The sequence below is a fragment of the Streptomyces nanhaiensis genome, assembly GCF_046614825.1.
GTDB lineage: Bacteria > Actinomycetota > Actinomycetes > Streptomycetales > Streptomycetaceae > Streptomyces > Streptomyces radiopugnans.
This window is the reverse complement of record NZ_JBKJFM010000021.1, coordinates 44,050-55,296: the sequence shown is the minus strand read 5'-3', so window position 1 is coordinate 55,296 and position 11,247 is coordinate 44,050. Positions and strand designations below refer to the sequence as shown.

The following is an 11,247-nucleotide window of genomic DNA, read 5'->3' as shown; positions in this document are numbered from 1 at the left end:
CCGGTGCTCCCGGCTGCTCCCCGGCCGCGGAGGCGGCCCTGGAGGGCGCGCTCCGGCGGGCGCGGGCGCGGGGCGGCGTACGGGTGGAGGGCACGGACCTGCTGGACGCGCTGCTGGCCGATCCGTGCTGCCGGGCGGTGGAGGTGCTGCGCCGCGCGGGCGCCGTCCCCGGTCCCGTCCCCGCGGCCTCCTCCCGCGTACCCGGCCCCGACCCCGATCCCGACCCCGATACCGCCTCCGGCCCCGTGGGAGCGGCCGCGCGGATCGCCGTAGTCCGTCCCCCGCGGCTCTGTCAGGGGCACAGTCGATGACACTCCTGTCGGGTGCTGCCATGATGGGCCGGTGCATGCCCCGACATCCCCGCCCGCTCCTTCGAGGACGAGCACCGGCCTCACCCTCGCCCTCGTCTCCGCCGTCGCCTTCGGCGGCTCCGGTCCGGCGGCCAAGCCGCTGATCAACGCCGGGCTCGACCCGCTGCACGTCACCTGGCTCAGAGTCGCGGGCGCCGCCGTGGTGCTGCTGCCGCTGGCCTGGCGCCACCGGGGCCTGCTGCGGCGGCGCCCGGCACTGCTGGCCGGCTTCGGGCTGCTGGCCGTCGCGGGCGTGCAGGCGTGCTACTTCGCGGCCATCTCCCGCATCCCGGTGGGAGTCGCCCTGCTGGTGGAGTACCTCGCGCCCGCGCTGGTGCTGGGCTGGGTGCGCTTCGTCCAGCGCCGCCCGGTGAGCCGGGCGGCGGGCGCCGGGGTGGTGCTCGCGGTCGGCGGCCTGGCGTGCGTGGTGGAGATCTGGGCCGGGCTCGGCTTCGACGTCTGGGGGTTGCTGCTGGCGCTGGGAGCCGCCTGCTGCCAGGTGGGGTACTTCGTCCTGTCCGACCACGGGACCGGCGACCCGGAGGAGGGAGGGGCGCCCGATCCCCTGGGGGTCATCGCCTACGGGCTGCTCATCGGCGCGCTGGTGCTCACGGCCGTCGCCCGGCCCTGGCGGATGGAGTGGTCGGTGCTGGGCGGGCGGGCCGAACTGGCGGGAGTCTGGTCGTCCGGTGCCGGCGTCCAGGTGCCCGCGGCCGTACTGCTGGGCTGGATCGTGCTGGTGGCCACCGTGGCCGCCTACCTGACCGGGGTGGTGTCGGTGCGCAGGCTCTCGCCGCAGGTGGCGGGGGTGGTGGCCTGTCTGGAGGCGGTGGTGGCCACCGTGCTGGCCTGGGTGCTGCTGGACGAGAGGCTGTCGGCGGTCCAGCTGTTCGGCGGTGCTGGCGGGCGCGTTCGTCGCGCAGCGCGCCACTCCCGCGGCGCCGTCCGCCGCGCCGGTCGCGGAGGGCGGCGCGGCACCGGCCGTGCGGCGGACGGCGGAGGGAGCCGCCGGAGGGGCCCCGGGCGGGGGAGGGCGCGCAGGGGAGCGGTTGTCGGGTGAGGCGCCCGCACCGTAGGGTGCGGGCATGCATTTGACCGTACTGCCCCCGCCCGCCGCCTAGGGCGGGCTGCCGAGGAGTACCGCGCCGGGGCGCTGACGCCACCGCGCAGGTCATCGCTGCCCGCGTACGGGACCACATGACAGCTTCCCGACGTACGCGGAGAACTCACACGTGTCGAAACCCACTTCCGCCCTGTCCACCGCCGCACCCACCGGCGGAAGCAATGATTCCGCATACGGTTCCGCGCCCGCCGACGGCCTGTCCGTCGGGCGCGGGCTGCTCTACCTGATCGTCGCCGGAGTCGCCTGGGGCACCGCCGGAGCCGCGGCCGCCCTGCTGTACCGCGCCAGCGACCTGGGGCCGATCGCCCTGTCCTTCTGGCGCTACGTCGGCGGGATCGCCCTGCTGCTGGCGTTCCTCCCCCTGCGCCGCACAACCCGCCCGGGCCGGCCCGGGCGCTCCGGTCGCGCTGCCCCGGCCGCGCCGGGGCCGCGGCGCCGCCGGGTGGGCCGGATCGTGGCCACCGGGCTGGGTCTGACGCTCTTCCAGACCGCCTACTTCGCCGCGGTCCAGGCCACCGGACTCGCCGTCGGCACGGTCGTCACCCTCGGCGCCGGTCCCGTGCTCATCGCGATCGGCGCCCGGCTGACGATGGGCGAGCGGCTGGGGCGCGGCGGTCTGGCGGCCGTGGTCGGCGCGCTGGCCGGCCTGACGGTGCTGTGCCTGGGGGGCGACGAGACGACGGTGCGGCCGCTGGGCGTCGGCCTCGCGCTGCTGTCCGCCTCCGGCTACGCCGCCGTCACCCTGCTGACCCGGTGGATGGGCCGCAAGGGTGCGGGCGGCGACCCGTACTCCACCACCACCTGGGCGTTCGGCGTCGGCGCGGTGTGCCTGCTGCCGCTGGGGCTGGCCGAGGGACTGCTGCCGCACACCGCCGAGGACCCGCTGCGGGTGCTGCTCCTGCTGGCGTACACCGCCGCCGTGCCCACGGCGCTGGCGTACGCGCTGTACTTCGCGGGGGCGGCGGTCGTACGGTCGGCGACCGCCTCGGTGATCATGCTCATCGAGCCGGTGAGCGCCGCCGTGATCGCCGTCGTGCTGCTGGGCGAGCGGCTGACCGCGGCGACCGTCGTGGGCACCGCGCTGCTGCTCGCCGCCGTGACGGGGCTGGCGATCGCCGAGGCGCGGCTGGCCGCCGGGGCACGCCGTACGGCGGCCGCGGGCGTCGGGGGGACCGGGGGCGTCGGCGGCGGAGCCGGGGCGTGAGCGCCGGGGCGTGAAAGGCGGGGCGTGAAAGGCGGGGCGGGCGTGGGCGGTCTCTTTGCCCGCGCCCGCCCCGCCGGCACCCGCTCGGGCCTTGCCGGCTCGCCCGTCAGAGCGTGGCGAGCGCGGCGAGGTAGCCGGGCACGGCGGCGCCCGGAGCCATGTCCTCGGCAGGCACGGGAGCGCCGTAGGCCCTCCGCACCGGCACCACACCGCTCCAGTGGGGGAGGGAGAGGTCCTCCGGCTCGTCGTTCGGGCCGCCGGTGCGGACCTTCGCCGAGACCTCCTCGAGGTCCAGGGCCATGACGGCGGTGGCGGCCAGTTCCCGCGCGTCCGCCGGGCGCGAGTCGGCCGAGCGCCCGGGGACGGCCTGGTCGACGATGGCGTCGAGGGCGATGGCCCGCTCGGCCGGGTCCTCCACCCGGTGCGCGGTTCCGTGCACCACGACCGAGCGGTAGTTGACCGAGTGGTGGAAGGCGGAGCGGGCCAGCACCAGTGCGTCCAGATGCGTCACCGTCAGACAGACGGGCAGTCCCGCCTCGGAGGAGCCCGCCGCCCGCAGCGGCCGGGAGCCGGTGGAACCGTGGACGTACAGGCGCTCGCCGACCCGGGCGTAGAGCGTCGGCAGGACGACCGGCGCGCCGTCGCGGACGAAACCGAGGTGGCACAGGCAGCCGTCGTCGAGTATCGCGTGCACCAGGTCGCGGTCGTACGCCGCGCGCTTGCGGCCGCGGGTGGGAACGGTGCGCTCGGTCGGGGCGTACGCGCCCCCGGGGGCGTTGGTGGACATGGTTGCCGACTCCCTCTCATGCGTGGCGGCCGGGCTCGCCGACTTGCTTCCTCTTATTGCACTAGTGCATACTGTGCTTTGTGCTAGGAGGATATCGGATCGAAGGGCGGCGCGCCGCCGAAATCGCCGCCAGCGTGGAACGAGGCGTCGGCTCGGGGGAGTTGGAGCCGGGGCGGCCGCTGCCCCCCATGCGGGAACTGGCGGCGGAGCTGGGCGTGAACCCCAACACGGTCGCCGCCGCCTACCGCACCCTGCGCGAGCGCGGGGTGATCGAGACGGCCGGACGGCGCGGCAGCCGGGTGCGCCCGCGCCCGGCCACCACCGCCCGCGAGGCGATCGGCGTCGAGGCGCCCGAGGGCGCGCGCGACATCTCCAAGGGCAACCCGGACCCGGCGCTGCTGCCCTCGCTGGACGCCGCGCTCGCCGCCGCCGCACGGCGCCACGAGCGGCAACCGACGCTCTACGGCGCCCCCGGGCTCACCGACGACCTGGTCCGGCTGGCACGGGCGGCCTTCGACGCGGACGCGGTGCCACCGGGCCCCGTCGCCGCCGCCTCCGGATCGCTGGACGCCATCGAACGGGTGCTGGCAGCCCATTTGAAGCCCGGCGACGCGGTCGCCGTGGAGGACCCCGGATGGGGGAGCCTGCTGGACCTCGTCCCGGCGCTGGGCCTGCGGACACTCCCGGTGGCACTGGACGACGACGGCCCGCTGCCCGAGGCGGTCGAACGGGCGCTGCGGCAGGGTGCGCGGGCCCTGGTCGTCACCGACCGGGCCCAGAACCCGACCGGCGCCGCGGTCTCCGCGCCGCGCGCCCGCGAACTGCGCCGCGTCCTTGCCGGACACCCCCGGGTGCTGCTGATCGAGGACGACCACGGACACGGCATCGTCGATCTGCCCCTGCACCCGCTGGCGGGCGAGCGCGGCCCGGCCGGCCACTGGGCGCTGGTGCGCTCCACCGCCAAGGCGTACGGCCCCGACCTGCGGCTGGCCGTGCTGACCGGCGACGCCGTCACCGTCGACCGGGTGCGCGGACGGCAGCGGCTGGGGCCCGGCTGGGTCAGCCATCTGCTCCAGCACACCGTCACCGCCCTGTGGGAGAGCCGGGCGGTCGACCCCGCCGAGGTGGCCGGCTCCTACGGCCGCCGCCGCACCGCGCTGATCGAGGCGCTGGCCGCGCGCGGGGTGGAGGCGCACGGACGCAGCGGGATGAACGTGTGGGTGCCGGTGCCCGACGAGACCGGCGCGGTCGCCCGGCTGCTGCGGGCCGGCTGGGCCGTCGCCCCCGGGGCCCGCTTCCGGATCGACTCGCCGCCCGGCGTCCGGCTGACCGTCTCGACCCTCTCCGAGGACGAGGCCGGGCCGGTCGCCGACGCGGTGGCGGCGGCGATCCGGCCCGGCGAGGCGCGGCGGTACGGGTGAACCGTACCGCCTGTCACGGCCGCGCGCTCCGCGTCCGGCTCTGTGTGAGGGCGGCGCCGACGAGCACGATCAGCGCGCCGACGGGGGTGCTCCAGGCCAGTTGCTCGTCCAGCAGCGCCACTCCGGCCGCCGTGGCGATCACGGGGATGAAGTACGTCACCAAAGTGGCCGTGGTCGGCCCCACCTCCGCCACCAGCCCGTACTGCAGGAGGAAGGCGACCCCGGTGCCCAGCGCGCCCAGCGCCGCGACCGCCAGCAGCGGACCGACGGGGAACGAGGCCGGGAAGGAGGTGAACAAGGGCGTGACCAGCGCCAGTTGGAGAGTGCCGAGCAGGAGCTGGGAGCCGGCCATCGCCACGTTGGAGCCCTCGGCGCCCGCCAGCGTGCGGCGCACGTACACCCAGCCGACCGCGTAGCTGAGCGCGGCGACCAGCGCCATGGCCGTGCCGGCGGGGTCCTGCCCGCCGAAGCCCTGCCAGGCGCCGAGTACGGTCAGGACGCCCGCGAAACCGATGCCGAGCCCGGCGATCCGGCGCCTGGTGGGCCGGTCGTCGGAGAGGGCGACCAGGGAGAGCAGCATGCCCCACAGCGGGGTGGTGGCGTTGCAGATGCCCGCCAGGGTGGAGGAGATGGTCAGCTCGGCGTAGGAGAAGAGGGTGAACGGCAGGGCGTTCAGCAGGAACGCCGCGACCGCCAGGTGCCCCCAGGTGCGTACACCCCGCGGCAGCCGTTCGCGCCGCGCCAGCAGCACCGCACCCAGGACTGCCGTGCCGAACACCAGACGCCCGAGGGTGACCTGGAGCGGGGCGAAGCCGTGGGTGCCGACCTTGATCAGCAGGAAGCTGAAGCCCCAGATCAGGCTGAGGGCGGCGAAGCGGACGCGCCAGTCGACCGAGGTCGGGCGACGGGCCGCCGAAGGGGCCGGAGTGGTCGGGGCGGTCGGGGTGGCCGGGACGGCGGACGGACCCGTGGAACCGGAGGGGTCGGGAGCCGGCACGGCACCGACGCGGGCGGAGGCGGACATGCGTCAACGATCGCTCCTTCAACGATTAAGGACAAGCGAGAAATCCTGGAGTGAACCCCTTAGCATCGCTTACATGTTGAATCTGGACCGGCTGCGCATCCTCCATGCGGTCGCCCGCCACGGCTCGGTGAGCGGCGCGGCAGAGGCACTGCACGTCACCACCTCGGCCGTCTCCCAGCAGATGGCCAAACTGGAGCGCGAGACCGGTCAGCAACTGCTCGCCAGGAACGGCCGCGGCGTCCGGCTCACCGACGCCGGCCGCCTGCTCGCCGAGCACGCCCGGCGCATCCTGTCCCAACTCGAGCTCGCCGAGGCCGAACTGGAGGCGCACCGCGGCCGGGCCGTCGGCGAACTGCTGCTCGGCGCCTTCCCCACCGCCGCCCGGGGGCTGTTCCCGGTCGCCCTGGCCGTGCTGCGCGCCGACCACCCCCGACTGCGGGCCCGGATGCGGGAGATGGAGCCCGAGGAGTCGGTGCGGGCACTGGTGCGCGGGGACATCGACCTCGCGGTCGTCCTGGACTGGCACAACCGCCCCCTGTCCCTGCCCGGCGGACTGGCCAAGGAGCCGCTCCTGGACGACCCCGCCGATGTGGCGATGCCCGCCGCCCATCCCCGTGCCGGGGCCGAGTGGGTGGAACTGGCGGACTTCGCGGACGACGAGTGGATCTCCTGGCCCGGGGGCGAGTTCTGCCACGACTGGCTGCTGTTCACCCTGCGCGGCCAGGGCATCGAGCCCAGACTGTGCCACACGGCCGGGGAGCACCACACCCAGCTCGCCCTGGTCGGCGCCGGACTCGGGGTCGCCGTCGCCCCCCGCCTCGGCCGCGGACCGCTGCCCAAGGGGGTGGCCGTCGCCCCGGTCCGGCACCCGATGAAGCGGCACGTCTACGCGGTCTGGCGGGAGGACGCCGACCGCAGGCCGTCCATCCGGGCGGCGGTGGAGGCGCTGCGCACGGCCGCGGACGGCATCGGCGGCTGACGCGGGGGCCGCCCGTTCAGGCGTCCTCCCGGAACCGCCTCCCGGAACCGCCTCCCTGAACCGTCACCCGGGCCCGAGCCCGAGCGCGTCGCGCAGGAAGCCGAGCTCGAAACCGAGCAGCCGTTCGGCGGCCGTCCCGTCGCCGCCGCCGTGCCCCGCGCCGGACAGCGGCAGCACCGAGTGCTCGCGCCCGGCGGCCAGCAGCGCCGCGGACAGCCGCAACGTGTGCGCGAAGGCCACGTTGTCGTCTGTGGTGCCGTGCACCAGCAGCAGCGGACGGCGCAGCCGGTGGGCGTCGCGCAGCAGCGAGGAGCGATCGTAGTTCTCCGGTTCCCGCTCCGGATGGCCCAGGTAGCGCTCCTTCCAGTGCGTGTCGTACAGCCGCTGGTCGGTGGGCGCCGCTCCGGCGACCGCGGCGTGGAAGACCTCCGGACGGCGCAGCACGGCCGCGGCGGCGAGCGTGCCCCCGAAGGACCAGCCGCGGACCGCCACCCGGCCCGGGTCCAGGTACGGATGATCGGCCACCGCCGCGTTCAGGGCGTCGATCTGGTCCTCCAGCACGGGGGTGAGCTGGTCGCCGCGGATCTCCTTCTCCCACGCCGGCCCCCGCCCCGGGGTGCCGCGCCCGTCGGTGACCAGTACGGCGAAGCCCTGTTCGGCGAACCACTGGGCCACGCACGCCCACCACGTCCGGGCCCGCACCACCAGCCGCATCCCCGGCCCGGAGTAAGGGCTGAGCAGGACGGGCAGGGGACGGGCGTCCGGCGCCCGCGGGTCGTATCCCGAGGGCAGGAACAGCGCGCTGCGCAACCGCCGTCCGCCGTGCACGAGGAAGAGGGGACGGGGCGTCACGACCGGCTCCTCGGCCAGGGAGGCGATCCCTCCCGCCATCGTCCCGCCGCGCCGGACGGTGACCGTGTGCCCGTCCGGGGCCAGGCTGTCGAGCACCACGGTGCCGCCGGCCGCGGCGGCCGAGTGCACCCCGGGCCCGTCGCTGACGCGGCGGCAGCCCGACCCCGGCCCCACGGCCCACACATGCTCCTCGACCGGGTCCTCGCACCCGGTGAACAGCACCTCCTCGCCCTCCGTGCCCAGCACCCCGGTGACCTGCAGGCCCGCCGGGGTGAGGGTGTCGCCGACGCGCAGCCGCCGGGTGCCGGCCGACTCCTCGGTCCTCACCAGCAGTCCCGATCCGGTGCGGCACGGCGCGCCCGGCACCAGCTCCACCCAGTGCCGGTCGCGCTGCTCGTGCAGGACGCGGGTGGCGCCCGTGGCCGGATCGACCGCCAGGACCCGCAGCACGCGCTGGTCGCGGCTCTGCACGGTGACCAGCGGGCCGTGGGCGTCCCAGCCGGCGGCCACCACGTACTCGAAGGCCGCGCGGTCCCAGACGACCTCGGTACGGCCGCCGTCGAGGGAGAGCAGGTGCAGGGAGACGTCGGCGTTGGGCGTGCCCGCGGCCGGATAGGCCATGGGGCGCGGCGGAAGCTCGGGACGCGCCGGGTCGCAGACCCACCGCCGCCGCACCGCCGAGGTGTCCACCCGGGCCGCCAGCAGGGCCCGGCCGTCGGGCGCCCACCAGTGGCCGCGCAGCCGCCCCATCGACTCGGCCGACACGTGGTCGGTCAGCCCGTACGTCACCTGAGGGCCCTCGGGGGCGGCCAGGCACCGGTCGCCGCCGTCGCCGAAGCCGACGACGTGCAGCGCGCCGCCGGTGACGTAGGCGATCAGTTCCCCGTCCGGGGAGAGCCGGGGATCCACCACGGGGCCGGCCGCCGGCACCGGGAACGGCGGGCCGCCGCCGGTGTCCACCGCCCACAGCGCGCCGCCGAGCGCGTACACCGCGCGCCGCAGCTCCCTGTCGGCCGCGTACGCCACCACGCCCGTGGACCGCTCGCGGGCCCGTTCGCGCCGCGCCCGCTCCTCGGGCGGGACCGGGCGCGCGCCGTCGTCCGCGCCGTGCGGGGCGGCCAGCAACCGCTCCTCGCCGTCCTCCCACAGCCACAGCCGCCCGACGGGGTCGTCACCGCCCCCGGTGCGGACGAACAGCACCCGCGCACCGTCCGGCGACACCGCGGGCTGCCGGGGGACACCGAGCGAGAAGCGGCGGGTGCGGGCGAACTGCCGCGGGAAGCCGGAGGCGTTCACGGGGAACTCCTTAGTACGGGTGACCGGGAGGAGTGCGGACGCCCCGGGAAACGGGAGTGCTCGCGGGGAGGGACGGGGACGGGGGAAGGGGCCGTCCTGCGCTCCGGACCGCGGCATCCTAGCGTCCTTCCCGGTCGCCCCGGTCGCCCCGGTCGCCCCGGTCGCCCCGGTCGCCCCGGTCGCCCCGGCGGCTCAGCGGCGTCGCAGCCGCGGGAGCCCCGGTCGACGGCCCCGGACCCCGCCGACCGGGGTCCGGGCCCGTCCTACGCGCCGGGCCGCCTGGCGGGGAAGCCGTGCCTGTGCGCCATGAGGACGACCGCGAGCACAGGTGCCAGGAGCAGCATCACGGCCCAGGGGAAGGATTCGCTGCCGATCACGTCGAGCAGGACGCCGCCGACGATGCCGCCGCCCGCCATGGCGACGTTCCACAGCGTCACCAGCATCGCCTGCGCCGCGTCGGCCGCCTTGCCGCCGGCGTCGCCGGCGGCCGTCTGCAGCAGGGTGGGCACACCGCCCCAGCCCAGGCCCCACAGGGCGGAGGCGAGGTACACGAGGGCCGCGTTGTCGGCGACGACCGCGAGCAGCGCGGCGGCCACGGCGACCAGCAGGACGCTGGCGACCGTCAGCGAGCGCAGCCGGTTGTGGATCTGCGCCCCCACGATCCAGATGCTGACCAGCGAGGCGCCGCCGAAGACCAGCAGCACCAGATCGGTGTCGTCGCCCATGCCCAGGTCGTCGACGAACGTGGCGATGTAGGCGTACAGGATGGTGTGGGCCAGGACGAAGACGAGGACGACGAACAGCACCGGGGACACCCCCGGGACGCGCAGCGCCCCCAGCATCTTCGGCCGCTCACCGCGCGCCTGCCCCGGGTAGTCGGGCACGCCCATGACGATCCACAGCAGCAGCGCCACCGTGAGGGCCGTCATCGACAGGAACGCCGCGCGCCAGCCGAGCATCGAGCCGAGGAAGGTTCCGGCGGGCACACCGAGGGAGAGCGCCACCGGGATGCCCGCCATCGCGATGGCGATGGCCCTGCCCTGCAGGCGGACGGGCGCCATGCGCCTGGCGTACCCGACGAGCAGGGCCCAGGCCAGACCGGCGGCGACGCCCGCGACGAACCGCGCCACCATCGTCAGACCGTAGACCGACGAGAGGGCCGTGACGGTGTTGGCGACGGCGAAGCCCGTCATCGACGTCAGCAGCAGCCGCTTGCGCCGCCAGCCCGCGGTGGCCGCGCTCAGGGGGATCGCGGTCAGAACGGTGCCGATCGCGTAGATCGTGACCGTCTGCCCGGCCGCCGACTCCCTGACGTTCAGACCCTCGCTCATCGCGGGGAGGAGACCGGCGGGAAGGGTCTCGGTGAGGCTGGTGATGAAGACGGCCGTGGACAGGGCCAGCAGGGCGAAGAGGGGCAGTTTCTCCCGCTCCTGGCCCCCGCCGTTCGCAGGCGGCGCGGCATGGGTGCCCGGGCCGGGGGGATCCGCGATCTCGGGTGAGGTGCTCATGTGATGTGCTCCGGGTCTCGGGGGACGTGGATGTCTTCTGAAGCGGAGTGCGGTCACGGATTGCCGAGGCCGCCGTCGACGGGGAGTTGGACGCCGGTCGTGAACGTCGCGTCCGTCGCCAGGAACAGCGCGGCGCGGGCCACTTCCTCGGCGGAGCCGAGACGGCCGAGCGGCGGCAGCGGCGCGGTACCGTCCGCCGACGCCTCGATGCAACCCGGTGCCACCGCGTTGACGCGGATGCCGCGGGAGGCGAGTTCGGCGGCGAGCTCGTGCACGGCGGCGGGGGTGGTCAGCACCACCCCGCCGCCGTCCCTGAGGTACGGCAGCAGCGGGCGCGCCGTGGCCACGGCGTCGGCGAACACGAAGTCGACGCCCCGGCCGGCCGGCCGGGGGCCGTGCTCGACGGCGGCCGGGGCGACGACCCGGGCCGCGGAACCCAGCTCGGCGCTCGCGTACGCGCGCTCGCCGGGGGTGCGGGCGGTCAGCAGGACCTCCGCGCCCCCCTCCACGAGGCGCTTGGCGATGGCCAGGCCGATACCGGTGGCCTGGCCGACGACGACCGCCCTTCTCCCCGCGTACCTGGCCATGCCCGCCGCTCCCTTCCGGCGCCCCGTGCTTCCGGGAGCGCCACGTCATCCGGCGGACAGGACTGTGCGCGAAGACGCTTCGGACGGGCTTCGGAGCCGCTGACGGTCCGCTGACG

General features: G+C 75.9%; 8 protein-coding genes and 2 pseudogenes. 5 read left to right on the top strand and 5 right to left on the bottom strand.

What is annotated here, in order from left to right; all coding sequences use genetic code 11:
• From ACLIYP_RS08315 to ACLIYP_RS08305, 3 genes and pseudogenes are all read left to right on the top strand, one after another.
• Positions 1-311, top strand: a pseudogene (locus ACLIYP_RS08315) (hypothetical protein); the annotation flags it as partial.
• 31 nt (positions 312-342) lie between these two features.
• Positions 343-1,426, top strand: a pseudogene (locus tag ACLIYP_RS08310) (EamA family transporter).
• 243 nt (positions 1,427-1,669) lie between these two features.
• Positions 1,670-2,677, top strand: coding sequence for a DMT family transporter (locus ACLIYP_RS08305; protein WP_412712488.1), 1,008 nt, complete (start codon positions 1,670-1,672; stop codon positions 2,675-2,677).
• Between the two features lie 106 nt (positions 2,678-2,783).
• Here the strand turns inward: ACLIYP_RS08305 and ACLIYP_RS08300 are convergent, their stop codons facing one another.
• A complete protein-coding gene (locus tag ACLIYP_RS08300; protein WP_412712487.1) occupies positions 2,784-3,464 on the bottom strand; it encodes a pyridoxamine 5'-phosphate oxidase family protein in 681 nt (226 codons plus the stop codon).
• Positions 3,465-3,544: 80 nt separating this feature from the next.
• Between ACLIYP_RS08300 and ACLIYP_RS08295 the strand changes: the two genes are divergently transcribed.
• Positions 3,545-4,885, top strand: coding sequence for an aminotransferase class I/II-fold pyridoxal phosphate-dependent enzyme (locus ACLIYP_RS08295; protein ID WP_412712486.1), 1,341 nt, complete (start codon positions 3,545-3,547; stop codon positions 4,883-4,885).
• A gap of 13 nt (positions 4,886-4,898) precedes the next feature.
• Here ACLIYP_RS08295 and ACLIYP_RS08290 read toward each other — a convergent pair whose 3' ends face one another.
• Positions 4,899-5,909, bottom strand: coding sequence for a DMT family transporter (locus ACLIYP_RS08290; RefSeq protein ID WP_412712485.1), 1,011 nt, complete (start codon positions 5,907-5,909; stop codon positions 4,899-4,901).
• A gap of 73 nt (positions 5,910-5,982) precedes the next feature.
• Here ACLIYP_RS08290 and ACLIYP_RS08285 point away from each other — a divergent pair, with 73 nt between their 5' ends.
• Positions 5,983-6,888, top strand: coding sequence for a LysR family transcriptional regulator (locus ACLIYP_RS08285; RefSeq protein ID WP_412712484.1), 906 nt, complete (start codon positions 5,983-5,985; stop codon positions 6,886-6,888).
• Positions 6,889-6,951: 63 nt separating this feature from the next.
• On the opposite strand, the gene ACLIYP_RS08280 is transcribed toward ACLIYP_RS08285, so the two are convergent.
• The 3 genes from ACLIYP_RS08280 to ACLIYP_RS08270 all read right to left on the bottom strand — a co-directional run bounded on the left by ACLIYP_RS08280 (position 6,952) and on the right by ACLIYP_RS08270 (position 11,131).
• Positions 6,952-9,036: a prolyl oligopeptidase family serine peptidase gene (locus tag ACLIYP_RS08280; RefSeq protein WP_412712483.1), complete on the bottom strand. Its 2,085-nt coding sequence runs from the start codon at positions 9,034-9,036 to the stop codon at positions 6,952-6,954.
• 263 nt (positions 9,037-9,299) lie between these two features.
• Complete coding sequence (locus ACLIYP_RS08275; RefSeq protein WP_412712482.1) at positions 9,300-10,544, bottom strand: MFS transporter; 1,245 nt, start codon at positions 10,542-10,544, stop codon at positions 9,300-9,302.
• A 53-nt stretch (positions 10,545-10,597) separates the two neighbouring features.
• Positions 10,598-11,131 (bottom strand): SDR family oxidoreductase, encoded by a 534-nt coding sequence (locus ACLIYP_RS08270; protein WP_412712481.1) that lies wholly within the window; start codon positions 11,129-11,131, stop codon positions 10,598-10,600.
• Positions 11,132-11,247: the final 116 nt, after the last annotated feature.

Coding starts and splice junctions, on each gene's coding strand:
- ACLIYP_RS08290 (WP_412712485.1), bottom strand. CDS start 5,909: ATGTCCGCCTCCGCCCGCGTCGGTGCCGTGCCGGCTCCCGACCCCTCC.
- ACLIYP_RS08275 (WP_412712482.1), bottom strand. CDS start 10,544: ATGAGCACCTCACCCGAGATCGCGGATCCCCCCGGCCCGGGCACCCAT.
- ACLIYP_RS08270 (WP_412712481.1), bottom strand. CDS start 11,131: ATGGCCAGGTACGCGGGGAGAAGGGCGGTCGTCGTCGGCCAGGCCACC.
- ACLIYP_RS08285 (WP_412712484.1), top strand. CDS start 5,983: ATGTTGAATCTGGACCGGCTGCGCATCCTCCATGCGGTCGCCCGCCAC.
- ACLIYP_RS08300 (WP_412712487.1), bottom strand. CDS start 3,464: ATGTCCACCAACGCCCCCGGGGGCGCGTACGCCCCGACCGAGCGCACC.